The sequence below is a fragment of the Pseudanabaena sp. PCC 9330 genome (assembly GCF_055795045.1).
Map to the genome: position 1 here is coordinate 57,336 of NZ_JAYFES010000108.1, position 24,122 is coordinate 81,457.

22 protein-coding genes, 1 tRNA gene and 1 riboswitch are annotated in these 24,122 nt (G+C 58.0%); of the genes, 18 read left to right on the plus strand and 5 right to left on the minus strand.

The features are described 5' to 3' along the window. Positions 1-19: 19 nt before the first annotated feature. Together AC0QKW_RS15220 and AC0QKW_RS15225 are read left to right on the plus strand one after the other, a co-directional pair. A complete protein-coding gene (locus tag AC0QKW_RS15220) occupies positions 20-259 on the plus strand; it encodes a Uma2 family endonuclease (protein ID WP_473151929.1) in 240 nt (79 codons plus the stop codon). Then, positions 253-585: a Uma2 family endonuclease gene (locus AC0QKW_RS15225; protein WP_473151930.1), complete on the plus strand. Its 333-nt coding sequence runs from the start codon at positions 253-255 to the stop codon at positions 583-585. The genes AC0QKW_RS15220 and AC0QKW_RS15225 overlap by 7 nt, the downstream gene beginning before the upstream one ends. Here AC0QKW_RS15225 and AC0QKW_RS15230 read toward each other — a convergent pair. Next, a complete protein-coding gene (locus AC0QKW_RS15230) occupies positions 582-1,166 on the minus strand; it encodes a DUF981 family protein (RefSeq protein ID WP_473151931.1) in 585 nt (194 codons plus the stop codon). The two genes, AC0QKW_RS15225 and AC0QKW_RS15230, sit on opposite strands and share 4 nt — an antisense overlap. Before the next feature lie 427 nt (positions 1,167-1,593). Continuing rightward, a riboswitch (guanidine-I (ykkC/yxkD leader) is annotated at positions 1,594-1,715 on the plus strand. A 167-nt stretch (positions 1,716-1,882) separates the two neighbouring features. Here AC0QKW_RS15230 and AC0QKW_RS15235 point away from each other — a divergent pair. Further along, entirely contained in the window at positions 1,883-3,382 is a 1,500-nt protein-coding gene (locus AC0QKW_RS15235; RefSeq protein WP_473151932.1) for a high affinity choline transporter 1, read from the plus strand. A gap of 265 nt (positions 3,383-3,647) precedes the next feature. Here the strand turns inward: AC0QKW_RS15235 and hisG are convergent, their stop codons facing one another. Further along, positions 3,648-4,295 carry an ATP phosphoribosyltransferase gene (gene hisG / locus AC0QKW_RS15240; protein WP_473151933.1) on the minus strand — a complete coding sequence of 216 codons (648 nt, stop codon included), beginning with the start codon at positions 4,293-4,295 and terminating at the stop codon, positions 3,648-3,650. A 140-nt stretch (positions 4,296-4,435) separates the two neighbouring features. Continuing rightward, positions 4,436-5,671 (minus strand): LL-diaminopimelate aminotransferase, encoded by a 1,236-nt coding sequence (locus AC0QKW_RS15245; RefSeq protein WP_473151934.1) that lies wholly within the window; start codon positions 5,669-5,671, stop codon positions 4,436-4,438. A gap of 199 nt (positions 5,672-5,870) precedes the next feature. Between AC0QKW_RS15245 and purC the strand changes: the two genes are divergently transcribed. The 15 genes from purC to AC0QKW_RS15320 all read left to right on the plus strand — a co-directional run bounded on the left by purC (position 5,871) and on the right by AC0QKW_RS15320 (position 21,801). Then, on the plus strand, positions 5,871-6,617 hold the full coding sequence (purC, locus tag AC0QKW_RS15250) for a phosphoribosylaminoimidazolesuccinocarboxamide synthase (protein WP_473152047.1): 747 nt from the start codon (positions 5,871-5,873) through the stop codon (positions 6,615-6,617). 128 nt (positions 6,618-6,745) lie between these two features. Then, positions 6,746-9,100: a BamA/TamA family outer membrane protein gene (locus AC0QKW_RS15255; protein ID WP_473151935.1), complete on the plus strand. Its 2,355-nt coding sequence runs from the start codon at positions 6,746-6,748 to the stop codon at positions 9,098-9,100. Further along, positions 9,100-9,993: a UDP-3-O-acyl-N-acetylglucosamine deacetylase gene (gene lpxC / locus AC0QKW_RS15260; protein ID WP_473151936.1), complete on the plus strand. Its 894-nt coding sequence runs from the start codon at positions 9,100-9,102 to the stop codon at positions 9,991-9,993. The genes AC0QKW_RS15255 and lpxC overlap by 1 nt, the downstream gene beginning before the upstream one ends. Positions 9,994-10,182: 189 nt before the next feature. Further along, the gene (gene fabZ, locus AC0QKW_RS15265) at positions 10,183-10,650 is read left to right on the plus strand and encodes a 3-hydroxyacyl-ACP dehydratase FabZ (RefSeq protein ID WP_473152048.1); all 468 of its coding nucleotides are present in this window, start codon (positions 10,183-10,185) and stop codon (positions 10,648-10,650) included. 99 nt (positions 10,651-10,749) lie between these two features. Beyond that, on the plus strand, positions 10,750-11,577 hold the full coding sequence (gene lpxA, locus AC0QKW_RS15270; protein WP_473151937.1) for an acyl-ACP--UDP-N-acetylglucosamine O-acyltransferase: 828 nt from the start codon (positions 10,750-10,752) through the stop codon (positions 11,575-11,577). A gap of 12 nt (positions 11,578-11,589) precedes the next feature. Continuing rightward, entirely contained in the window at positions 11,590-12,783 is a 1,194-nt protein-coding gene (lpxB, locus tag AC0QKW_RS15275; protein ID WP_473151938.1) for a lipid-A-disaccharide synthase, read from the plus strand. A gap of 123 nt (positions 12,784-12,906) precedes the next feature. After that, on the plus strand, positions 12,907-13,644 hold the full coding sequence (locus tag AC0QKW_RS15280) for a MotA/TolQ/ExbB proton channel family protein (protein ID WP_473151939.1): 738 nt from the start codon (positions 12,907-12,909) through the stop codon (positions 13,642-13,644). Then, a complete protein-coding gene (locus AC0QKW_RS15285) occupies positions 13,641-14,270 on the plus strand; it encodes an ExbD/TolR family protein (RefSeq protein WP_473151940.1) in 630 nt (209 codons plus the stop codon). Before AC0QKW_RS15280 ends, AC0QKW_RS15285 begins: the two co-directional genes overlap by 4 nt. A gap of 173 nt (positions 14,271-14,443) precedes the next feature. After that, complete coding sequence (locus tag AC0QKW_RS15290; RefSeq protein WP_473151941.1) at positions 14,444-15,748, plus strand: ABC transporter substrate-binding protein; 1,305 nt, start codon at positions 14,444-14,446, stop codon at positions 15,746-15,748. Positions 15,749-15,893: 145 nt separating this feature from the next. Then, positions 15,894-16,793 carry a carbohydrate ABC transporter permease gene (locus AC0QKW_RS15295; RefSeq protein ID WP_473151942.1) on the plus strand — a complete coding sequence of 300 codons (900 nt, stop codon included), beginning with the start codon at positions 15,894-15,896 and terminating at the stop codon, positions 16,791-16,793. A gap of 245 nt (positions 16,794-17,038) precedes the next feature. After that, the gene (locus AC0QKW_RS15300) at positions 17,039-17,926 is read left to right on the plus strand and encodes a carbohydrate ABC transporter permease (protein WP_473151943.1); all 888 of its coding nucleotides are present in this window, start codon (positions 17,039-17,041) and stop codon (positions 17,924-17,926) included. A gap of 80 nt (positions 17,927-18,006) precedes the next feature. After that, on the plus strand, positions 18,007-19,074 hold the full coding sequence (locus AC0QKW_RS15305) for an ABC transporter ATP-binding protein (RefSeq protein ID WP_473151944.1): 1,068 nt from the start codon (positions 18,007-18,009) through the stop codon (positions 19,072-19,074). A gap of 233 nt (positions 19,075-19,307) precedes the next feature. Beyond that, positions 19,308-20,120 (plus strand): carbon-nitrogen hydrolase family protein, encoded by an 813-nt coding sequence (locus AC0QKW_RS15310; RefSeq protein ID WP_473151945.1) that lies wholly within the window; start codon positions 19,308-19,310, stop codon positions 20,118-20,120. 113 nt (positions 20,121-20,233) lie between these two features. Continuing rightward, on the plus strand, positions 20,234-21,682 hold the full coding sequence (locus AC0QKW_RS15315; RefSeq protein ID WP_473151946.1) for a cation:proton antiporter: 1,449 nt from the start codon (positions 20,234-20,236) through the stop codon (positions 21,680-21,682). A gap of 46 nt (positions 21,683-21,728) precedes the next feature. Then, positions 21,729-21,801, plus strand: a tRNA-Thr gene (locus AC0QKW_RS15320). Between the two features lie 717 nt (positions 21,802-22,518). Here AC0QKW_RS15320 and AC0QKW_RS15325 read toward each other — a convergent pair. Both AC0QKW_RS15325 and AC0QKW_RS15330 read right to left on the minus strand, forming a co-directional pair. Next, complete coding sequence (locus AC0QKW_RS15325; RefSeq protein WP_473151947.1) at positions 22,519-23,583, minus strand: hypothetical protein; 1,065 nt, start codon at positions 23,581-23,583, stop codon at positions 22,519-22,521. Between the two features lie 245 nt (positions 23,584-23,828). After that, on the minus strand, positions 23,829-24,074 hold the full coding sequence (locus AC0QKW_RS15330; protein ID WP_473151948.1) for a DUF7219 family protein: 246 nt from the start codon (positions 24,072-24,074) through the stop codon (positions 23,829-23,831). Between the last annotated feature and the right edge of the window lie 48 nt (positions 24,075-24,122).

Below are 24,122 nucleotides of genomic sequence, written 5' to 3' on the forward strand. Positions count from 1 at the left end.
TTGGTGCTTCATGTCTCCCATGACTTCTACCTCAATTCTCTTGACCTTTGAGGATTACCTGGCTCAGACCGACGAGCTAGAGGGGCGCTACGAGTTAGTCAACGGATCGCTGGTTGAGATGCCCCCCGAATCGCCAGAAAACCTCGACATCGCCAAGGGGCTGATGTTCACGTTTGCCCGCTACGTTGCCATCGAACTGATTGCCTACAACACCGAAATCGAGGTGTCTGGGGGCCGAGCCGCCTGCCAGACTTGGTAATCCACACTGAAGAGTCAAAGGCGGCGATTCGGGGTACAACTCGGGCAACGATTACCCGCGACCTGCCACCTCCTGCCCTCGTCGTCGAGGTCGTCTCCCCCGGCGAAAAGAACCGTACCCGCGACTACCGCTATAAGCACACCGAGTACGCCGCCCGCCGCATCGCTGAATATTGGATTGTTGACCCCCACCATCAACAGGTCACGGTTTGCCAGTGGGTTGAAGGGCAGTATGAAAATACCGTGTTCACCGGGGCGCAGGGTATTGTCTCTCACGTTGTGCCTGACTTGGTACTGACGGCTCAGCAGGTGCTCCAGTTGACCTAGGGCTCTACTCGCATCACTGGGGGCTGCCATTCGCCAAAGCCTTCCATGTGCCCCCAGTAGGCGCGGTAGCCAATGATCGCCCAGATTAAAGCTGCCAGCAGCAGCACGACGGCCCCCAGGGTGCGCCAGTTTTTATTGCTGCGCAGGTAAACCAGGGTAGGGGCTGACAGCACCCCACCGATGCCAGTCAAGATAAAGCCGAGTCCGGCTACTAGGGGCTGTTGGGTTTGGCCTAGATCGATAATGCGTGCGCCTACGACTATTGATGTCAGTCCGGCGAAGAAGGCGTAGACGGCTAGGGAGAGTAAATCCCACCCTTGGGCGATCGCGATCGCCGCCGCCACGTACAGTCCACCAAACAGCACGGTGGTCTCGCCAAAGGAAATGTTGAAGCTGCCCGGGACAGGCCAGGTCAGGGTCATGTGCAGGCCGGTAGCGAGGGCGATCGCCCCCACCAGACCAAAGCCCGGTATCCACCGCTTGAGGTTGGCCCCGTCAAGCCCGCGATAGACAAAGTCGGCCAGCAGCACCAGCCCGGCCACCATATTGATCAGCATGAGGGTGATGTAGTCAATAAACATGGGGGCAGAGGAAAAACAACGTTTTCCATCCTATCTGCTGAACGGCCCTATTTGCTAAGCACTGGCAGAGTGGTCGCTTCAGCCAGGCGACTGCCTAGAGGTAGTCATCCTAAATCCTCCTTGGCTACCCCCGATTTAGCAGGGCAACCAACCGTTTGACCCTACGGTGCCGCCTTTTGGGAATCGGGGGTATGGGACTCGAATTTGGTAACAGACATCTGGGCCGCCCTCAGGGCCAAGCCACTCAGTGAAGAAGTGATGAGACGCTGACATTTTGCGGGTGCAATCGTAGTCATTGATACCCAAGACTCTCAGGACAATTGATACACCTAAATCGTTAGGCGCACTTCACCCCTCTAAACCGCTCTGCGGTGGGGTAAATGTGGCTTAACGAAGGGGTGTGCAAAACGCCAGTATTAAAACCTAAGAGTATTGCATCTAGGGTTCCGGCTTGGCTGAGGTATCGACCTCTGGCAGCTAGGTGACTGGTCCAAGAGGTGCAGCTGGGTCATGGGGCCTGGTTCACGGAGGGATAAAAGCCCGGGAGGCAGAATGCAGTTCTTAAGTGAGCTCGTGTTTTACTCCTGGGTTTTATAGTAGCTAGCCCAATTCAACTCTGGCCTGGGAGCTTTTTCAACTAAAAACCGGGTTATAGGCTAGGTCTGGCATCGCTGCCCGATGGGGATGAGTACAAGTCAGGAGTCTAGAGGATATAGATGGAACACAGTATTTTTTCCTACGGCATTATTGCCTTTTTGCTCGGCACCCTGGGCATTGGGGCGTGGGCCTCAATGCAAATTAAGGGCGACAGCGTTAACTTTTTGGTGGCGGGTCGAGGGTTGGGCCTGCCCCTGGCGGCGGCTACCTTGATGGCCCAGTCGGTAGACTCAAATGCCACCCTGGGCAATACCGATCTTTCCTCTGCTTTTGGGTTTTGGGCTGGGGCCGCGCTACCGGTTGGCCTTTCGCTCTGTCTGCTGCTGACGGGCCTATTTCTGGCCAAGCCCATGAACCGCATGGGGCTAATCACCATTCCCGACTTTTATCGGGTCAAGTATGGCCGCACCGTAGAGGTGATTGCCGCCTGCATTATGTCGGTGAGCTTTTCGTTTTTGCTGGCGGGTAACCTGGTGGCCGGCGGCTACATGTTTGAAAACTTTTTGGGCACCAGCTACTTTGGGGGCATTACCCTGCTGGCGGCCTTGGTGTTTGCCTACACGGTGTCGGGTGGGTTGTTTGCGGTGGCCTACACCGACTTCATTCAAATCATCATTGCGGCCCTGGGGGCCTGGGCTATGCTGGCCTTTGTGCTGGGCAACTTTGGCCTGACTATTGACCCCGGCATGGGGCCTTTGGCCCTAGAGCAGCTGACTTCCCCTGGGGCGGGGGCGGCAATTAACTGGGCCAGCATTATTGCCCTCGGGTTTGGCAATATGGTGGCGATCGACTTTATGGCCCGCATTTTTGCCGCCGACAGCCCCGAGACGGCCCAAAAGGCTTGTTTTGCGGCCTCGGCGGGTACCTTGGCAATTGGCATTCCCTTTTCGATTATTGCCTTGGGAGCCAACAGCATTCTCAGCCAGGCGGGCATTACGCCCGATGGGCCGGTGCTCTACGCCCTGATTGATGGAGTCGTGCCGCCCATTCTAGGACTACTGGTGCTGGCGGCGATTTTGTCGGCATCACTCTCCACCGCCGATGGGGCAATTTTGGGCACCTCGTCGGTGTTGGCTCACAACGTTATGGGCATTCGTCACGCTACTGCCCAAGGGCCTGGGGGCGATCGCCTGCTGCTGATCACCCGATTGATGGCGATCGTGATCACAGTGTTGGGGGTGGTGCTAGGGCTCAAAGTGCCCCAGACTGGGGTGCTGCTGCTGCTGGCTTTTGACATGAGCTTTGCCGGTCTGGTGGTGCCGCTGATTGGGGGTCTGTTTTGGCCCCAGGCGACTCGCCAGGGGGCGCTGGCCTGCATTGCTGTGGGGTCGCTGTCGCGCCTGCTGATGTTTACTCTGATGCCCACCATGTTTGGAGTAGACAATACTCTGTTGTACTTCCCTAACAGCCTATTTACCGCTGACTTTGACGGCTTTCCTACGATGATTAGCCCGCTGCTGGGTCTGGTGGCCTTTGTGGTGGTGTCGAAGCTGACCTATCAGCCGCTGAGTGCCCAAGAGCAGCAGGCTAAAGTGCTTGAGGAGGTAGGGTCGCTGTAGAGTGTTGAGTTGGCGATCCATAGCTGAAGCGAGAGGTGGATGCGATCGCATCCACCTCTAATACCGAATCCGAATTCCATATCCCCGGTTTCCAACCGGCCCACCTGTAGGACGTTGGCGTAGCCTGGCCGGAGGCCTTACCGCTGATCGCCCTGCTGAATCGAGGGTAGGCAAGCAGGGTTTGATATAACCTAAAAATCTCCTGACAGCTGTCAGGAGATTTTTTTGAGCAAGCATAATAGATTTTACCGATTGAGCTGGGGCCTTACACAGCTACAGCCCCTACCTCAGCCCGTATCTGATCGATCAAATCCTTCAGCCCGTAGGGGTTGACCCGGTAGCTGAGCGGGTGGGCAATCAGACGGGCGGTGCTGAGGTAGAGCACCTCCAGCTCCATCAGGTTGTTTTCCTTTAGGGTTTTGCCGGTCGAAACCAGGTCAACGATCGCCTCTGACATGCCCGTAATTGGCCCCAGCTCCACCGAGCCGTAGAGGGGCACAATTTCTACCGGTAGATCTAGACTTTGGAAGTAGTCGTGGGCACTGTTGACGTACTTAGAGGCCACCCGACTGTGGGCGGGCAGATCGAGGGCAGAACGGTAGGGGCTAGTAGTTTTAACCGCCACCGACAGGCGGCAACCGCCAAAGCCCAGATCTACCAGGTGGGCCACAGCGGGTTTTTTCTCGCGCAATACGTCGTAGCCGACCATGCCTAGCTGAGCCTGGCCGTACTCGACATATACGGGCACATCTTGGGCTCGCACCAGCAGCCCGGTGGCCCTGCCAGTGGGCTCAGTAATTTGCAGCTGACGGTTGGCACTGTCTAAGAACAGACTAAAGTCGAGGCCCACGGCCTGGAGGAGCTGAATGCTGTCTTTGAGCATGCCGCCCTTGGGTAGCGCAATGGTGAGCATAGTAGTTCTTAGATAAAAGGTGGGAGGGATCCCCCCTGCCCCCCTTACAAAGGGGTGTGTGTGATGGATCTATTACAGCAAGAAACTGGGGGGATCAAACTGCATTGCCGAGATCCTGACTCAGATGAGCCTCTCACGGTCTACACTCTGAACTTCTCGGTGACGCGGCGCATGGCTTCGTTCACATTCTCGCGGCTGTTGAAGGCAGAAATGCGGAAGTAGCCCTCGCCTGCGGCCCCAAAGCCCGAGCCGGGGGTGCCGACCACATGACAGGTGTACAGCAGCTTGTCAAAAAAGTCCCAGCTGCTCAGATCATTGGGGGTTTTGACCCACACGTAGGGGGCGTTAACGCCGCCGTAGACGGCGATGCCAGCGGCGGTGAGCTGTTCACGAATGATGCGGGCGTTCTCCATATAGAAATCGATTAACGCCTTGGTTTGAGCCTGCCCCTCGGGTGAATAGACCGCCTCGGCCCCACGCTGCACAATGTACGAAACGCCGTTGAACTTGGTCGATTGGCGGCGATTCCACAGGCTGTGAAGATCGACATCAGTGCCATCGGCAGCTTTGCCCTTGAGAGATTTGGGTACCACCGTCAGGGCACAGCGGGTGCCGGTAAAACCCGCATTCTTAGAAAACGAGCGGAATTCAATGGCGCAGTCCCGCGCTCCCTCGATCTCATAAATAGAGTGGGGAATGGCCGGGTCGGTGATAAACGCCTCGTAGGCCGCGTCAAACAAAATGATCGAGCCGTGGGCGCGGGCGTAGTTGACCCAGGCTTGCAGGTGCTCTTTGGTCGCTACCGCCCCGGTGGGGTTGTTGGGGAAGCAGAGATAGATCAGATCTACTTTTTCGTGGGGAATGCTGGCGGTGAAGGCATTTTCGGCGCTAATGGGCAGGTAGGTGAGGCCACCGTACTTACCGGTTTCGTCAGCGGGGCCGGTGTGGCCTGCCATCACGTTGGTATCGACATAGACCGGGTAGACCGGGTCGGTGACGGCAATGGTGTTGTTATTGCCAAAAATATCGAGAATGTTGCCGCAGTCGCACTTCGAGCCGTCGGAAATAAAAATCTCGCTGGCGTCAATGTCGCAGCCTCGGCTTTGGAAGTCGTGCTGGGCAATTTTTTCGCGCAGCCAGAGGTAGCCCTGCTCGGGGCCGTAGCCTTTGAAGCTGGTGCGATCGCCCATATCCTCCACCGCTTTAACCATGGCGGCGCGGCAGGCCTCGGGTAGCGGTTCGGTGACATCGCCAATGCCCAGCTTAATGATTGGAGCGTCGGGATTGGCCTCGGCAAAGGCGCTCACCCGGCGAGCAATTTCAGGGAACAGGTAGCCTGCTTTGAGCTTGAGATAGTTGTCGTTGATGGTGGCCATGGGGCGTTGCGCAATGGTGATGTCAAGTTACCTAATTAAGCCTACAGCGCCGGGGGGGTTAACGGTGAAGTGGCTCGGTTAGCAGAGGCTTGAGATGCTGGGCATGGCTCACCCGACAGATGGCGGGTTGGTCTATTCCGACATCCACGACACAACCTTGGGCGCTAGTATGGGGTGTCCCCGCTACCGCCTGAGAACCATGGTTGCTGCTGACGCCCCCGACAAAAAGCCCTACGAAGGCAAGGCCAAGATTATCTACGCCACCGACGACCCGGCGGTGCTGCTCACTTACTTTAAAGATGATGCCACTGCCTTTAACGCCCAAAAGAAGGGCCAAATTGTCGGCAAGGGGCAGATTAATTGCGCCGTTTCGACTTACCTATTTCAGCATCTGGCGGCGGCGGGGATAGCGACCCACTGGCTAGAGACGACGGGCGATCGCACCATGCTGGTCAAAGCTCTCAGCATCATTCCCTTAGAAGTGGTGGTACGCAACCTGGCGGCGGGTAGCCTGTGCAAGCAGACCGGGCTACCTCTGGGCCAGCGCCTCGATCCGCCCCTGGTAGAGTTTTACTATAAAAACGATGATTTAGGGGATCCGCTGCTGACGGGCGATCGCATTCGCGCCATGGCCCTGGCCAGCGAGGAACAGATTGCCACCCTGCGTCGTCTTGCCCTCAACATCAATCAGGTGCTGACAGATTTCTTTCAGGGCTGTGCCATTACCCTAGTCGATTTCAAGCTGGAGTTTGGCCTCGACGGCCAGGGGCAAATTTTACTCGGTGACGAAATTAGCCCCGACACCTGCCGCCTGTGGGATCAAAGCACTGACGACCCTACGCAGCGGGTGCTCGACAAAGATCGCTTTCGCCAAGATCTGGGCCAAGTCGAAGCCGCTTACCAGAGGGTGCTAGAAAAGGTAGCGGCACAATCGGCCAAGAATTAACCCCATCAATGCGGTAGAATCTTTGCGATTGTGGGGGCACCGGCCCGCCCAGGGCATTTTCCCGGGCTTAGCGCCCGGAGAAATAAGTCCTTGATTGGTGTGTGGACGTGTTTAGCAGGTAGGTTTAGATGCGGGTATCTCCTAAGTATTTGTTGGCGGCAATGGCTGGCTCTGGGCTAGTGGGGCTGGCTGTGGTGCCTGCCCAGGCCAACCCAGGCTTGGCTGTTGGCCAGACGACTGACGTGGCCCAGGCCTCTGAAGCGGCGATCGCCGAAGAGCTCAACTCGGCCTCGGTGGTCGCAGCCGATCTCACTCAGCCCCTAGCCGCCCCAGTAGATGACCCTGCCGCCCCCGACTGGGGATCTGGGCAATTGACCCAGCCCAGCCCGGTGCCCGAACTGCTCCAGGGGGCGATCGACACCTATCGGGCCGTTGACTCGGCTGAGGTCGCCGCCGACACCGAGCCTCTCTGGGCTGAGGTTGGGGCATTCTCTGAGACCGTACAGATCAGCCAAACTCCCAGCACCCCTCGCGAAATTACCCCCGAGGAGACCCAGCGCATTCTAGACGGTGCCGTACAGCGCCGCAGCCAGCCCCAGCCAGTCCCCAACCAGCAGGGCGAAGCTCCTGGTGCCGAGCCACCCACCAGCGAATCGCCCGCCGAAGATACCCCTGAGACTCCAGCGGTAGAAACCCCCGAGGAGCCCGAAGAGCCTCGGGTGCTGGTCGCAGAGGTGCTAGTTGCAGTCGAAGACGGTGAACTCGCCGACGACCTAGAAAGCTTGATCTACAGTGTGATCACCACTCGGGCCGGGCGCACGACCACCCGCACTCAGCTCCAGCAAGACATCAACAACATTTTTGCCACGGGTTTCTTTGCCGATGTCGATGCCCAGCCTGCAGATACCGATCTGGGTGTGCAGATTACCTTTTTGGTGCAGCCCAACCCAGTACTGACAGATGTGCGGCTGTCTGGCAATGAGGTCATGCCCCAAAGCGTGGTTGACGACATCTTTGCCGATCAGAGAGGGCAAATCATCAACCTGATTGACTTTCAAGAAGGCATCATCGAGCTCAACCAGTGGTATCAAGACCAGGGCTATGTGCTAGCCCAGGTGGTGGCAGCGCCCCAGGTTTCTGACGAAGGCATCGTTACCCTAGAGGTTGCCGAAGGTGTAATTGAAAATATTGAGGTGCGCTACATCAACGATCTGCGCCAGACCGTTGACGAAGACGGCAACCCCATTCAAGGGCGCACTCACCCCTACATCATCACTCGCGAGTTTGAGACCCAGCCCGGAGACGTGTTTAACCAGACCCAGATCGAGCGCGATCTACAGCGGGTATTTGGCCTAAATATTTTTGAAGACGTGGTGCCAGGGCTAGAGCCCGCTGCTGATGACCCCCGCAAGGTCACCCTGATTGTCAACGTCGCCGAGCGCAACACGGGCTCCGTTGCTGCGGGCCTGGGCTTTAATTTCACTGGTGACCTGTTTGGCACGGTCAGTTTTCGTCAAGACAACTTTGGCGGCAACAATCAAAAGTTTAGTGCCGAGGCTCAGCTCAGCACCCGCGACATTTTGTTTGATCTCGCCTTTACTGATCCCTGGATTGCCGGCGATCCGTTCCGCACCTCCTACACGGCCACTGCCTTTGCTCGCCTAGCCGAAAACCTCAACTTTACCGGTGGCCCCACCCCGATCAATTTGGCCAACGGCGACCAGGTGCGCATTCGTCGACTGGGTAGTGGCATTACCTTTAGTCGCCCCCTCAACAATGGTTGGGTAGTAGCCCTAGGCACCCTAGTACAGAACGTGTCAGCCCGCGATGGTGGCGGTGCTCTCAACGCGGTAGACGCCAGCGGTCGTCCACTAACCAATAGTGATTCCGGTGTCGATCTGCTGTGGACATTCCCCCTCAGTGCTACCCTCGATCGCCGCGACGACGCCTTCAACCCCACTAGCGGCAGTGTGGTGCGGCTCAATGCTGAGCAGTCGGTGCCCATTGGTGCGGGCAGCGTCTTTATGAACCGGCTGCGGGGCAGCTACAGCTACTATATTCCAGTCGGCTTTTTGAACTTTGCTGAGGGTGCCCAGACCATTGCCCTCAATGCCCAGGCGGGCACGATTTTGGGCGATGTGCCACCCTACGAGGCCTTTGCCCTGGGCGGCACCAACTCCATTCGCGGCTACGACGAAGGGGAGGTGGGCAGCGGTCGCAGCTACGCCCAGTTCACCGCTGAATATCGCTTTCCCCTATTCTCTTTTCTGGGGGGAGTGCTGTTTGTGGATGTGGGCACTGACCTAGGTAGCGGCAATGCGGTACCCGGTGCTCCCGGCCCCTCGCGCGGCAAGCCCGGCAGCGGCTATGGCTACGGCGCTGGGGTCAGGGTGGCGACACCCCTTGGCCCCCTGCGCATCGACTATGGGTTTAACGATCGCGGCCAGGGGCGCATTGGCTTTGGCTTTGGAGAGCGTTTCTAATGCTGTCCACCGATCTTGACTCCCCACCTCTAGCCGATTGGTCGATCGACTCAGCTCAGGCCACTCTATCCCACCCCGTTGAGCGGCGGGGGATAGGCCTTCACTCTGGGGCGATGACCAGCGTTACCCTACAGCCCGCTGAGCCAGGGCGGGGCCGCTACTTTGTGCGCACCGATCTGCCGGGGGCACCCACCGTACCTGCGACTTTGGAGGCAGTCAAGCCCACGCAGCTTTCTACAGAACTGCGCCAGGGGGAGGCATCGGTACGCACCGTAGAGCATCTGCTGGCAGCCCTGGTGGGCCTAGGCATTGACAATGTGCGCCTGGAGATTTCTGGCCCAGAGGTGCCGCTGCTTGACGGCTCGGCCCTGGGTTGGGTCGAGGCCATCCGCCAGGGGGGGCGGCAGGGGCAAACGGTGGCGCGATCGCAGCCCCGGCTTAGCCAGCCCATCTCTGTCCACGACGGCGATGCCTTTGTGATGGCGTTTCCGGCTTCGCAGCTGCGCCTGACCTACGGTATTGACTTTGAGGTGCCCGCCATTGGCAACCAGTGGTTTAGCTGGGCTCCCACCGCCGACCCCTTCGCCCTCGAGGGCTTTGCCACCGCTGTCGCCCCGGCCCGCACCTTTGGCCTGGCCCATCAGATTGATCAGCTCCGGGCTGCCGGGCTGATTCAGGGTGGCAGTCTCGACAATGCCCTGGTGTGTGGCTCTGAGGGCTGGCTCAACCCGCCCCTGCGGTTTGACAACGAGCCCGCCCGCCACAAAATGCTCGACCTGCTGGGCGATTTGAGCCTGCTGGGCAGTCTGCCGATCGCCCACATTGTGGCCTATAGAGCCAGTCATCGCCTCCACGGTCAGCTAGCAGAAGCGATGGCTTCTGCTTTGGTCTAGGGCGATGGTGCCCTATAGTGGCAAAATCAGTCTAGGCAATTTGCCTGTTTCTGGCCGGCGCGATAAATCGCCCTGGCTCCCTGTTAGATCCCGTAGATCCTAAAATTTTCCCCTGTGATTGACGTAACTTCTCCTAGCACCGTGCCTGCGTCCCCTTTGACGGCGGCTATTGAGTCCTGTGAAGCAGATCTGGCTGACGCTGTAGCTCCGGTTAAGACTGACTTTAGCGCTGAAGAGATCTATGCTCTCCTGCCCCACCGCTATCCCTTTGCCCTGGTCGATCGCATCGTTGACTACATCCCTGGCAAACAGGCCACAGGAATTAAAAATGTCAGCTTCAATGAGCCTCACTTTCAGGGCCACTTTCCCGGTCGCCCGATTATGCCGGGAGTGTTGATTGTCGAGGCTATGGCCCAGGTGGGCGGCATCGTGCTGACCCAAATTCCAGGTGTGGAGGGTTTGTGTGTCTTTGCCGGTATCGATAAGGTAAGATTTCGTCGACCTGTGGTGCCGGGCGACCAGCTGATCATGACCGTAGAGCTGCTGGCTATCAAGCGGCTGCGGTTTGGCAAAATGCACGGACGGGCCGAGGTAGACGGCCAGCTAGCCTGCGAAGGAGAGTTGATGTTCTCAGTGGTAGACATGGCGGTGCCCTAGGGCCAGACAGTTCGGCAAGACAGTTCGGCAAAATAGCTTCAAGCGGGATCGCTAAGTAAGGTGTGTATGTTGCAAACGCTGGGTTCTGGAGGCGGGCCATTGACGACTACCCTGATTCATCCCTCGGCCGTGGTTCACGCTGGCGCGCAGCTGCACCCCACGGTCAAGGTTGGCCCCTACGCGGTAATTGGCGAACAGGTGACCATTGGCCCTGGCACCGAGATTGGTGCCCATGTGGTGATTGATGGCGATACCACTATTGGGTCTCAAAACCGCATCTTCCCCGGCGCAGCCATTGGCCTAGAGTCTCAAGATCTCAAGTACGACGGCTCGATGAGCCGGGTGATTATCGGCGACAACAATCTGATTCGCGAGTATGTCACCATCAACCGCGCCACCGATGCCGGTGGCGCGACTCGGCTGGGCAACAGCTGCCTGCTGATGGCCTATTCTCACGTGGCCCACAACTGCGTGCTTGAAGACAATGTGATCATTGCTAACTCGGTGGCCCTGGCGGGCCATGTCTATGTGGAGTCGGGGGCGCGGATTAGCGGCATGGTGGGGGTGCACCAGTTTGTGCGCATTGGCCGCCTGGTGATGATCGGCGGCCTCAGCCGGATCGATCGCGATGTGCCACCCTTTACCCTGGTCAACGGCAACCCTGCCTACGTGCGGGGGCTCAACCAGGTAGGTTTGCAGCGGGCCGGGCTGACCGCCGACCCCCAGATCTATCGAGAGCTAAAGCAGGCCTACCGCTTGGTCTACCGCTCGGGCGAGTCGGTCAGCACGGCGGTCGAGAAACTCAGTCAGGACAGTGACAATGACCTAGTGCGCCACTTTAGCGGCTTTTTGCTAGCGGCTCAGCAGAGCGATCGCCGAGGGCTGACCCCCGGACGGCGGCGCGCCAAGCCCAGCGACGATGAATAGCCGAGGGCTGGGATGATGCACCCCAAGCCATCAAAGCGGCAGATCTTTATCAGCACGGGCGAGGTGTCAGGCGATTTGCAGGGGGCACTGCTGATTGAGGCGCTGCACCAGCGGGCTCGCGATCGCGCCCTTGAGATCGGCATTACGGCGCTGGGGGGGCCGCGCATGGCTCAAGCTGGGGCCACGCTCATGGGCGACACCACGGGCATTGGCTCGGTGGGCATTTTGGAAGCCCTGCCCTACGTGCTGCCCTCTATGCGCGTGCAGCGCCAGGCCAAGCGCACCCTGGATGGCACCCCCCCCGACATTGCAGTCTTAATCGACTACATGAGCCCCAACCTGTCCATGGGCAACTACTTCAAAACCCACCATCCCCAGGTGCCGGTGGTTTACTACATTGCCCCCCAGCAGTGGGTGTGGTCGTTTTCTAAGCAAGACACCGAGCGGCTGGTGCAGTGCAGCGATCGCATGTTGTCAATCTTCAAAGCCGAGGCCGACTACTACCAGAGCTACGGGGCCGATGCCACCTGGGTGGGGCACCCCCTGGTCGATCGCTACCCAGCCCCCGCCGACCAGGCTGCTGCCCGTCAAACCCTGGGGCTGCCTCTGGCTGCCCCGGTGGTAACCCTGCTGCCCGCCTCCCGAGGCCAAGAGGTGAAATATCTGCTGCCGGTGATTCTCAAGGCGGCGCAGATCATTCAGGCCCAGTGCCCTGGGGTGACCTTCTTACTGCCGGTGTCGATTCCGACCCTGGCCGATAGCTTTGAGCGGGGGCTGACGCAGTACGGGCTGACCGGCAGGGTGATTCGCGAGGGCAGTCAGACGGCGATCGCTGCCGCCGATGTGGCGATCGCCAAGTCGGGCACCGCCAACCTCGAAATCGCCCTGATGGGCGTACCCCAGGTGGTGGCCTACCGCATCAACCCCCTCAGCGCTCGCATTGGCTACTACCTGCTCAAGTTTGACGTGCCCTATGTGTCGCCGGTCAACCTGGTGGTCAACCAGCCGGTGGTGCCAGAGTTTTTGCAGTGGGAAGCGACCCCCGAGGCGATCGCCGCCGCTGCCCTAGAGCTACTGCACCATGAATCAGCGCGTCAAGCCATGCGGGCGGGCTACGCCAAAATGCGGGAAGAGCTGGGGTTGCCAGGGGCCTGCCAGCGCACCGCAGATTTAATTCTCGATACCCTGGTAGCACCGCGAACTTAGGCAACAGAATTTGCCTCAAAATGTTGAAGCGTCCCCAAAGTCACTACAATTGTTATGCTTTGCCGGAGGATTGGTTGGCTCGTTAGTTAGAGAGCTAAACCCAGTGGTGACAGGAGGAATCTCGTGAACATAGCTCAGATTTTTGCCCGTGGCGGCATTGCCATGTGGCCGCTGCTGCTGCTTTCCATATTGGCCGTAGGCACCATTTTGGAACGCATTTGGTTTTGGTCGCGCATTTTGACCCGCGAGCGCGAGGTGTCTGGGCGCGTGCTAGAAGCTGCCCGCCGCGATTGGCCTGCGGCGGCTGAGATCTCCCATCGGTCGATGGCTCTGCCCATGGGGCGGTTTCTATCGGCTCCGCTCAAGCTCCAGGCCCCCGACCCCGAGGTGTTTCGCCTAGCGCTGGAGACCTCTGCTAACGAAGAGCTGTTGGCCATGAGCCGGGGCGAAAAAATTCTTGAAGCCGTGATTGCCCTGTCCCCGCTGTTGGGATTGCTGGGTACAGTGCTGGGCCTGATCAACTCTCTCGGGTCCATTCAAATTAGCGACCTGGGCAGTGGTGACGCCACTGCCGGTACCTCTCTGGGCATCAGCGAAGCGCTGATCAGCACCGCCGCTGGCCTGGTGATCGCCATTACCGCCCTGGCCTTTTACCGCCTGTTTCAGGGGTTTGTGTTTGGTCAGGCCAAAATGTTTCGCCAGGCGGGCAGTGAGCTAGAGCTGCTCTACCGCCAGAGCTGGGCCAGTGGTGGCGGTGTATCGCCCTTGGCTGGGTCAGGGGTGTTTCCCAATGCTGTGACGGTGGCACCTAAGCCCGCTCCCCCCGAGACTCCATCCTCAGAAGAGGCAACGACGACATGAAAGTAGACCTGCTCGATACCCCCTCCCAGGACGTGCGCCTGGAAATTGTTCCGCTGATTGACGTTATTTTTTGCATTCTGACGTTTTTTATTTTGGCGGCGGTGGGGCTGACCCGGCAGCAGGCCATTGACCTTGACCTGCCTTCGGCAGAGACTGGCCAGGCCCTGCCGGGCCAGATTCAGGGGGGCGATCGCCTCTACGTCAGCGTCGATGGGCTAGGCCAGGCCTACCTTGACCAGCAGCCGGTCACCCTCGATCTGCTCTACGACGTGCTGTTGCAGTTTAACCAGGTCAACCCCGGCGGGCTGATGGTGCTCTACGCCTCTCGCGATGCCCGCTACGAAGATGTGGTGGCCGTGCTAGATTTGCTCAGGTCGGTGGGGGGCGATCGCGTTGCTCTGGCTACCCTGCCCACCGATACCGGGCTCAGCCCCGATGACGCTAGCCCCGACGATGGCACTTCCGATCTCTTTCCCCAGGGGTTTCCCGAAACCTTACCCAACGGGCTTGACGGTCAGCCACAGCCAGAAGTTGATCCCTTTGCGCCGACGTCGCCCCTCCTTCCACAACAGCCCGCTTCTCCCCTCCAGCCTGGAATCCCTTCTCCGGGGCCGACTCAGCCCTAGGGAATCTAAACTGCACAGATCGAAATCTCAGCCCACAGATAGAGGATTGCAAACCGGCGTTCCGATTTGATTGAGAGGCCTGGGTTGGCCAGCCCCGAGCCTTGAGCTTCGGTATTTGCGTTCACTGCGTATCTTTTGGCAAGCCCGGGGTTGTTCGATATCCGGGCTTTGTTTTGCGTAGTCAATTTTTCTTTACCCGCTGGGGCGATCGCTGGCGTCGGCTGCTGTTACCCCTGGCAACTGTAGCTGTAGTGGCTGCTTCCCTAACGTGGGGGTCAACAGCTTGGTCGCAGCAGCCGGTCACCATTTCCTTTTTGGTGCGGGCCGTAGAGGCTGACCAAATGCAGGGGTTAGCCGACCAGTTTATGGCCGAAAACCCTGACATTCGCCTAGAGATGGTGCGTGGCCCCAACGCCGCCGATGCGGTTGAAAATCTCTACACCACTTCGTTCTTGCTGGGCGATTCTCCCTACGACATTCTGTTCTCCGATGTCGTGTGGATCCCCAAATTTGCTGCTGCGGGCTGGCTGCTGGATCTATCTGACCGGGTCAGCGACGCGGACTTAGAAGATTTCCTTGAGGCCGATGTGGCCGCCGGGCGCTACCAGAATGGCTTTTACCGCATGCCCTTTCGATCCGACATGGGCATGCTCTACTACCGCACCGATCTGCTAGAAGAGGTAGGGCTGGAGCCGCCCGAAACCTTTGGCGACCTGATTGCCGCAGCCGAAACCATTCAAGACCAGACCGATACCAACTGGGGCTTTGTCTGGCAGGGAGCGCAGTATGAAGGCATTGTCACCAATTTTGTCGAGCTGATTGCCGGCTATGGCGGCTTTTGGGTTGATCCTGAGACGTTGGAAGTGGGGCTTGACCAGCCCGCTGGTATTCAGGCCGCTGAGTTTATGAAGCAGGTGATCGGCGACGGCATTACCCCCCCCGGCGTCACCAACTACATCGAAGAAGACTCCCTGCGCCAGTTTGAGAACGGCAATGTCGCCTTTTTGCGCAACTGGCCCTACGTCTGGGCCGAGGCCAACCGCGACGGTTCGCCCGTAGCGGGCAACATTGCCCTCAAGCCCATGGTGCATGACGACGGCCAGCAGCCCGCCGCCTGCCTGGGGGGCTGGGGCTTTGGCATTTCGTCGAGCACCCCCCACCCCGAAGAGGCCTGGCGGGTGGTGGAATTTTTCACCAGCCCCGGCCCCATGAAGGAATTCATCCAGGAGTTTGCCTACGTGCCCAGCCGTCGTGCGCTGTTCACTGACCCAGACATTCTGGCGGAGTATCCCCACTACGAGCAGCTGCTAGAGGTGGCCGAAACCGCCGTACCTCGGCCCCCTGTTGGCCAATATGCCCAGCTTTCCGACATCCTACAGCGCTACCTCAGCGCCACGATCTCGGGCCAGATGACCCCTGAAGTAGCTATGGAGCGAGCCGCTGGCGAGAGCCGTCGGGTTTTGGGCGTTGACAGTTAGAGATTTATAGCGAAGAGGGTTTTGAGTTTTCCGTTCAGCCGATGTTTCCGCTTGCAGAACTCATCACTCAACATTTCTTCTTCGAAGACCCTGCTCGAACCAATTCATTCAACACTCAAAACGTTTCCTCCCCCACGTCCCACCCATGAACCGAGACTACATTCGAGAACGCCAACAGCGCACTGGCTGGTTGTTGATAGCCCCAGCACTGGTACTGCTGCTGCTGGTCTATGCCTTTCCTATTTTGCGGGCCTTTGGACTGAGCTTCTTTACCGAGAATCTGAGTACCAACCTCCAGCCAGAGTTTAGCGGTCTGGAGAACTACATCCAGATGATGCAGGACGGTCGCTTTTGGCAGAGCATGGGCAACACCGCCGTGTTTACGGTGTTTACGCTGTTTTTTGAGCTGATTTTGGGTTTGATCATTGCCCTGGCGCTAGATCAGGCGTTTCGCGGGCGGGGCCTGGTGCGAACGGCGGCGATTTTGCCCTGGGCGCTGCCCACAGCGCTGATTGCTTTGGCCTGGCGCTGGATTTTTAATACCGAATTTGGCGTCTGGAATGACCTGCTGATGCGGCTGGGCCTGATTGGCAGCCCGGTGAACTGGCTGGGGGAGCCCTTTTGGGCGATGGTGGCGGTGATTGCCGCTGACGTGTGGAAGACGACGTCGTTTGTGGCGATTTTGCTGCTGGCGGGGTTGCAGTCTATTTCCCAAGATCTCTACGAGGCCCACGCTCTGGATGGGGCCAGCCCCTGGCAGAGCTTTCGGCAAATTACCCTACCGCTGATTGCGCCGCAGATTGTGATTGCGATGCTGTTTCGCTTTGCCCAGTCTTTTGGCATTTTTGACCTGATTGCGGTGATGACCAGCGGCGGCCCCGGCGGTGCGACGGAGATGGTGTCGATCTATATCTATGCCGCCGTGATGCGCTACCTGGACTTTGGCTATGGGGCGGCCCTGGTGACGGTGACGTTTTTGGTGCTGGTTGCGGTGGTGGGGCTGACCTGGCTTTATCTGTCGCGGTTGCGGGCCAAGACGGAGTGATTCTATTTGGGATTTTAGAGGGGCGATTGGGTAATTCAAGATTCCTCAAGACCCACCCCTAGCCCCTCCCAAGAGGGGAACTGACCTCACCCCAAATCCAAAATTCCCCCAGACCCACCCCTAACCCCTCCCCAGAGAGGAATTGACCTCACCCCAAATCCAAAATTCCCCTAGACCCGCCCCTGGCCCCTCCCCAGAGGGGAATTGACCTCATCTCCAATTCAAAATCCCCAATTCAAAATCCCATGACCTCTGTTCCTCAGACCAACTCATCCCCGGCCCAAAGGGGCGATCGCACCATTCCCTGGATGCGGATTTTGCTGTGGGCGGCGGTGATTTTTACCGTTGGGTTTAGCCTGGCCCCGGTGCTATGGCAGGTGCTGACCTCGATTAAGACCAACGCCGCCATTACCGCCGACCGGGTGGTGTATTTCCCCAGCTTCGATCAGATCACCTTCCAGCACTACATCGATCTGTTTCGGCGCAACCAGTTCTACATTTACATGGCCAATAGCGCCCTGGTGGCGATCGTCTCGACGGTGCTGTGTCTGGCCCTGGGATCTCCAGCGGCCTATGCCCTGGCCCGGCTGCGGATTCCGGGGGAGCAGGCGGTGCTAGCGGCGGTGCTGATCGTGACGCTGTTTCCCTACATTTTGCTGTTCTTGGGCCTGCTGGAGGTGGTGCGGGCCTTTGGTCTGGCTAACAACTACCTGGCGCTGATCATTCCCTACACCGCCATCAACCTGCCCCTGACCATTCTGGTGATGCGTAGCTTCTTTCAGCAGTTGCCCAGGGATTTGGAAGACTCGGCCCGGGTGGATGGCTACAACACGGTGCAGATGCTCTGGCGCATTGTGCTGCCCATGACTCTGCCCGCCCTGGTCACCACCGGCATTCTGGCGTTTATCTTTGCCTGGAATGAGTATCTGTTTGCCCTCACCTTTATGACCCGCGAGAGCATGAAAACTATTCCAGTGGCGGCGGCTCAGCTGGGGGGCACCACCTTGTTTGAGGTGCCCTATGGCCCCCTGGCGGCGGCGACGGTGGTGGGCACTCTGCCGCTGGTGCTGCTGGTGCTGTTCTTCCAGCGGCGGATTGTCCAGGGGCTGACCTCGGGCTCCGTAAAAGGGTAAGACGCAAGTTTTGAGTTTTGAAGGCTGAATCCCAAAACTCAGAACTTAAAACTTAAAACTCCTCTATATTCCAAAAAATCATGGCTAAACTCGAACTCCAGAACTTGACTAAGGCCTACAGCCGCGACATTGTGCCGGTGAAGCAGCTCAACCTGGCGATCGCCGACAATGAGTTCCTCACCCTGGTGGGGCCGTCGGGCTGCGGCAAGTCCACCATTTTGCGGCTGATTGCGGGGCTAGATCAGCCGACGGAGGGGCGGGTGATGATTGGCGATCGCGATGTTAGCGCTCTACCACCGGGCGATCGCAACATTGCCATGGTGTTTCAGAGCTACGCCTTGTACCCCCACATGACCGTGCGCGACAACGTGGCTTCGGGCCTAAAAATGCGCAACCTGCCCGCAGGCGACATTCAAAAGCGGGTGCAGGAGGCCTCTGGAGTGCTGGGCCTAGATCCTTTGCTCGATCGCAAACCAGCCAAACTCTCTGGCGGGCAACGGCAGCGGGTGGCCCTGGCCCGAGCCCTGGTACGCAACCCCGATGTGTTTTTGCTCGACGAGCCCCTGAGCAACCTAGATGCCCTGCTGCGGGAGCAGGTGCGGGCCGACCTCAAACAGATTTTTGCCGACCAGAAATCGCCAGTGGTCTACGTCACCCACGACCAGACCGAAGCTATGACCCTCTCCACCAAGGTGGCAGTGCTCAACCAGGGCCATCTGCAACAGCTGGGCCACCCCCACGACATCTACAAAACCCCAGCCAACCGGTTTGTGGCCAGCTTCATCGGCAGCCCCCAGATGAATCTAGTGCCCTTAGAGCGCATCGGGCAGGGAGTAGCCCTGGGCGATTTTTCAGTGCCGCTGCCCGGTGGGGTAGCGGCCAAGTCGGTGATTTTGGGCATTCGTCCAGAGCATCTGCGTCTGCCTCGGGAAGGGGACGCCCACACCGTCAGCGGCAGCGTGTTTTTGATCGAAAACCTGGGCATGAGCGACCTGATCAGCCTAAGGGTGCAGGGTGATCAAAATCTCATCCTGCGGGCGCTGATTCCTGCCGATGCCACCTGGAATAAAGAAAACCTTGAGCTGGCGCTACCGCCTGAGTTAATCCACTGGTTTGATGGAGAAACGGAGCAGCGTCTGGATCCTTAAGAGAGTTTCAGCAAAGACGATACCCGCTCAAATCCAGCGACTGTGCCCATTGTGGGGTGGGCAAGGCCGCCCATTGGGGAAACTATTTTTTAGAAGTCACCTTGAGAGAGCATGCTGCCCAGGGTTAATGACTCAATTTTGGGTAACTGAGCAAACCGTTCCCCTGAGCGAATAAAATTGAAGGTCATGGAACACTTACGTTCCAGGGTTCTTCATCTCCAGCCAGGTAATTTATGAGAGCGTATCGGGCCGCCGCCGTACAAATGACCAGTGTGCCAGATCTGGCGAAGAATTTGGCCCAGGCCGAAGAGCTGATCGACCTGGCGGTGCGCCAGGGAGCCGAGCTGGTGAGCCTACCCGAGAATTTCTCGTTTTTAGGCGACGAAGATGCCAAAATCGCCCAGGCTGACATCATCTGCAAGGCCAGCGAAGATTTTCTCAAGACCATGGCCCAGCGCTACCAGGTGACGCTGATTGGCGGTGGCTACCCCGTACCGGCGAAAGAGGGCAAGGTGTTTAACACGGCCCTGCTAGTTTCCCCCGATGGGCAAGAGCTGCTGCGCTACGAGAAAGTGCACCTGTTTGATGTGAATTTGCCCGACGGCAACACCTACCGAGAGTCAAACATCGTGATTTCGGGCCATCTTCTGCCTGATGTGTTTCCGTCGAAGGATTTTGGCATCTTGGGGCTATCGGTGTGCTACGACGTGCGCTTCCCTGAGCTCTACCGCCATCTGTCTCAGCAGGGGGCCGAGGTGCTGGTGGTGCCCGCCGCCTTTACCGAGTTCACCGGCAAAGACCACTGGCAGGTGCTGCTTCAGGCCCGCGCCATTGAGAACACCTGCTACGTGATCGCCCCGGCCCAGACTGGGTTCCACAATGCCCGTCGTCAGTCCCACGGCCACGCCATGATTATCGATCCCTGGGGTATGGTGCTGGCCGATGCGGGCGTGGAAAAAAGGGTTGCGATCGCCGAAATCTCACCCGAGCGCATTGCCCAAGTGCGCCGCCAAATGCCCTCCCTTAGCCACCGCATGTTTCCCTAGGCCTATTTCTCTAGGTAAATCGCCTGCCATAACCATCTCCATGAACTCTCTGGGGGAAGTAATCTCATGTACATTAGATGGGACGAGTTTTGGCGGTCTGCATGGCGAACTGGATGAGTGGTCTCATCGGCAGCGACCTAATCGGTAGTATTCAACTAAATAATGTGGCTTTGCCCCCCACCGTCAGTCCCTGGTTGGCAGAGGTGGCAGAGACCGAAATTGAGCCTTTGGTTTTAGCCAGTGTGTTGCTCAGCCTGATTGTGATTTACCTGGCGGCTAAGCTAGGCGGCGAGCTTTGCGCCCGCATCAGCCTGCCTGCCGTGCTGGGGGAGCTGGTAGGGGGCGTCATTGTCGGTGTTTCGGCCTTACACCTGATTGTTTTTCCGGAAGGCGGCGGCGAGGTACAGTCTCTGCTGATGAACCTGGTGGGCATGACCAGCGGCCTCTCGCCCGAGGGTCTGATGCAGGTCTTTCGGGGCGAGAGCGAGGTGATCTCTGTCCTGGCCGAGCTGGGGGTGATTATTCTGCTGTTTGAAATTGGCCTTGAGTCTGACCTCAAAGAGCTGATTCGGGTCGGCCCGCAGGCGGCGGTGGTGGCCGTGGTGGGTGTGGTGGCCCCCTTTGCCGCAGGCACCGCTGGGCTGATTGCTATTTTTGGCATTGACACCATTCCGGCGGTGTTTGCCGGGGCGGCTCTGACCGCCACCAGCATTGGCATCACCGCCAAGGTGCTGGCCGAGATGCAAAAGCTCAGCTCCAAGGAAGGGCAGATCATCATTGGCGCTGCCGTGCTCGACGACGTGCTGGGCATCATTGTGCTGGCGGTAGTGGCCAGCCTGGCTAAAACCGGCGAAATCGAAATTCTCAATGTGGTCTATCTGGTGGCCGGGGCTGCCACGTTTTTGGTGGGGTCGATCCTTATCGGTCGCCTGCTCAGCCCCGTCTTTGTCGCTGTTGTTAACCAAATGCGCACCCGGGGCCAGGTGTTGATCAGCTCGCTAATTTTTGCCTTTGTACTGGCCTACATTGCCGCTGCCATTCAGCTTGAGGCTATTTTAGGAGCTTTTGCCGCCGGCTTAATCTTGGCTGAAACCCCTAAACACAAAGAGCTAGAGCAGCAGATTAGTCCGATCGCCGATATGCTGGTGCCGATTTTCTTCATTGTGGTGGGGGCGCGCACTGACCTCAGCGTGCTTAACCCTTTAGAGCCCGCCAACCGGGCCGGGCTGATCATCGCCTCTTTCCTCGTCGTGGTGGCCGTTGTGGGTAAGGTGATTGCAGGCTTTGCCATCTTTGGCCAGCCCGGCATCAACCGTCTAGCCGTCGGCGTGGGCATGATTCCTCGCGGCGAGGTAGGTCTGGTGTTTGCCGGGGTAGGGGCGGCCAGCGGTGTGCTCACTGAGTCGCTGGATGCAGCCATCATTGTGATGGTGATCTTCACCACGTTTATGGCGCCGCCGCTATTGCGAATGGTGTTTAAGGATAGCGATGACGATGCGATCGCCCCTGCTAAGGCCGAAAAAGTCACAGATGAGGTTGAGTCGACTCCTGAAGTGTCTTGAGGTGTATAAAGCGGCCCGGTAACGTTGCTATACTGGGTATGCTTTTGCTGGTGTAGCTCAGTTGGTAGAGCAGCTGATTTGTAATCAGCCGGTCGCAAGTTCGAATCTTGTCACCAGCTTTTCTCCAAAACCCCTGAAGGTCAACGCTTCCAGGGGTTCTTTGTAGCTGCGTTGCCTTTATCCTTTAGTTTCCCTTGTACTAAATTGACGGTTGTTTGGGTATTTCTAGGGCTCATACTCAATCCTCCTTGGCTACCCCCGATTCAGCAGGGCAAACGGTTGTTGGCCCCTACGGTTCGGCCTTGTGGGAGTCGGGGTTATGCGACTCGGATTTAGAGAGATTGAGCTAGAGAGTCGGCACTGGTCAGTTAAAGGATGATGGCTAGAATCTAGACCTAGAGAGTCATTTGCCTATGCGTTGTCCTCCCTGACAGAGCGAAACCGTTGTCAAGAACTGGGACTCGTCGTCTGCACGATAACCGGATTATGCAGTGCTACCGGTGCGGTCGTTGCGCTCACAACCTCAACGACCGCACGGGAACATCCATGGCTCGACTTTGGACGTCGTCTAGCGTAGTTGAATAGGCCCTCAATAGCCTCATTGAAGGGATGGGTGTTCGGGCCACAGCCCGAGTCTACAACAGGCCCCATGGCACCATGCTGACCAGATCTTGCGACAAAAGGGATGAAAGTTCTAGAGTAATGCCACCCCTAGGCTCGATTGTTCTGCCGGTTTTCAGACCCTATGGAAGTTTTGCCTGGCATACAGACAGAATTTTTTCTGAAAACAGTTTTTATCGTTGAGGGTGCCGCGTGAGCAGCTTGAACGGTTGGCGTTACAGCCCCGACAGTCTTACCTTGTAGGGAATTTCCTCAACTGGCACATCTTCAACATTCCAGTCGTCGTAGCGCAGCTGGAGCCGCTTTTCTCCGGCATACCCTACCAGTTTGCCGCCGTAGTGTTTTGCCTCGGTGCCCAGGCCTTGCATGCGCACCATGCCATTGAATACGGTGGCACGGGCCAGATAAATCACTAGATCATCTCGAGAAGGGCGATTCACCGTGGTGCTGGCGGTCAGGTGGCCTAGGCCGCGCTCATCCATCTCTTGCCCCAGGGCCAGGGCCGTGTTGCGAATGCCGCGAATCGCTACGATCGCCGCTGCTACCGCCATCGTGATATCGACCCCCTCATCGGTCAAAATCTGCTGGGACGATAGAAACTGAAAGTTGCGCTCGCCTAGATCGCTGCGAATGCGGCGGTGAATCAAGTTCTCGGACTGGTAGTGGGTCAGCGCTCCCACGATCGCACCGCAGGCCGCCCGAGGTTCTCGCCAGGGCGACTCACGGGTTTTGCCGTAGACCTGTTTGCCGTCTTCTTGAATGCGACCCACATGGGTTTTAAGATCGATCGCCACCAGCGAAATCGACTGGGGGTTGCCCTCGTAGACTCGCCGCTTTAGCTTCTCATCTAGCTCGTGGGCCACGGTAACGTGGGCCAGGGTCGCTCCGTTGTCAGTACCGCCCCCGGCGGGGAAAAATGCTTCTAGCTTGAGTTCGCCAATCTCTGACAGCGTGGCAAATCGGGAGGCGACCACGTCGCGGTAGCGCTTGGTCGCCTCGCCCTGGTGAATGCGATCGCCGCAGTTGGTATAGGCCAGCGTTGTCACCGCACTGGGCAAGCTCATATCGGCCCCGCAGGCTTGAATATCTGTGGGGCTGGCCCCAGCAAATTGCAGCTCGTCGCGCAGCAGTTGCAGCCCTTTGATCAGCGCGTAGCGATCGCTGACGATCTCATTTAAGTAGTTGTGGTAGGCGTTGCGCTCCATACCAAAACTCGCAGAGAGTCGCCAAAATTGCTCAATTCGTGCCTGACTTGGGGCCGCGTCAAAGGGCAGAGTCATGAAAGGAAACCCTTTTGGGTGAAATGGCTGGTTTGAACTCATGCCATAGTAAGCCGATCAGACTGTTTGTCCAGAAATTGACGGAAATTATTTTTGCGCACTACACGGCAGATTAGATCCTAGATTAAATAAATTCTGGGGCCAGGTTTTATGAGAAAACCTGGCCCCAGAGCTTGGTTAGATTGGTTATGGGTCTCAGCGGGCTGCGATCTAGCCCTTAACCCAGGCAGATCGCCCAGAAAACGCTAAACCTCTAGCCCTTTTTTGCTGCGCTTGAGCTGTTTATAGAGCGACTTAATTTGGCTATACGCCTCGTCGGGCGACAGCTTGCCCCCAGTTTGGAGGCCCGAAATATAGCCAATGCGGTGGGCAAACTCTTGCAGATTGGCGTTAAACGTGAGCTGCTGAGGCGAAAACTCACCGTAGTAGCGGCTGCGGGGGCAGAGAAAGTTGTCGCGATCGGGCTGATTAGAAGAATTTAATTGGGTCATGGACACCCCCTTGACTTTATTAACCTGATTATAATCTTCTCTTAACCG

Coding starts and splice junctions, on each gene's coding strand:
- AC0QKW_RS15220 (WP_473151929.1), top strand. CDS start 20: ATGACTTCTACCTCAATTCTCTTGACCTTTGAGGATTACCTGGCTCAG.
- AC0QKW_RS15230 (WP_473151931.1), bottom strand. CDS start 1,166: ATGTTTATTGACTACATCACCCTCATGCTGATCAATATGGTGGCCGGG.
- AC0QKW_RS15235 (WP_473151932.1), top strand. CDS start 1,883: ATGGAACACAGTATTTTTTCCTACGGCATTATTGCCTTTTTGCTCGGC.
- hisG (WP_473151933.1), bottom strand. CDS start 4,295: ATGCTCACCATTGCGCTACCCAAGGGCGGCATGCTCAAAGACAGCATT.
- AC0QKW_RS15245 (WP_473151934.1), bottom strand. CDS start 5,671: ATGGCCACCATCAACGACAACTATCTCAAGCTCAAAGCAGGCTACCTG.
- purC (WP_473152047.1), top strand. CDS start 5,871: ATGGTTGCTGCTGACGCCCCCGACAAAAAGCCCTACGAAGGCAAGGCC.
- AC0QKW_RS15255 (WP_473151935.1), top strand. CDS start 6,746: ATGCGGGTATCTCCTAAGTATTTGTTGGCGGCAATGGCTGGCTCTGGG.
- lpxC (WP_473151936.1), top strand. CDS start 9,100: ATGCTGTCCACCGATCTTGACTCCCCACCTCTAGCCGATTGGTCGATC.
- lpxB (WP_473151938.1), top strand. CDS start 11,590: ATGATGCACCCCAAGCCATCAAAGCGGCAGATCTTTATCAGCACGGGC.
- AC0QKW_RS15285 (WP_473151940.1), top strand. CDS start 13,641: ATGAAAGTAGACCTGCTCGATACCCCCTCCCAGGACGTGCGCCTGGAA.
- AC0QKW_RS15295 (WP_473151942.1), top strand. CDS start 15,894: ATGAACCGAGACTACATTCGAGAACGCCAACAGCGCACTGGCTGGTTG.
- AC0QKW_RS15300 (WP_473151943.1), top strand. CDS start 17,039: ATGACCTCTGTTCCTCAGACCAACTCATCCCCGGCCCAAAGGGGCGAT.
- AC0QKW_RS15305 (WP_473151944.1), top strand. CDS start 18,007: ATGGCTAAACTCGAACTCCAGAACTTGACTAAGGCCTACAGCCGCGAC.
- AC0QKW_RS15310 (WP_473151945.1), top strand. CDS start 19,308: ATGAGAGCGTATCGGGCCGCCGCCGTACAAATGACCAGTGTGCCAGAT.
- AC0QKW_RS15315 (WP_473151946.1), top strand. CDS start 20,234: ATGAGTGGTCTCATCGGCAGCGACCTAATCGGTAGTATTCAACTAAAT.
- AC0QKW_RS15325 (WP_473151947.1), bottom strand. CDS start 23,583: ATGACTCTGCCCTTTGACGCGGCCCCAAGTCAGGCACGAATTGAGCAA.
- AC0QKW_RS15330 (WP_473151948.1), bottom strand. CDS start 24,074: ATGACCCAATTAAATTCTTCTAATCAGCCCGATCGCGACAACTTTCTC.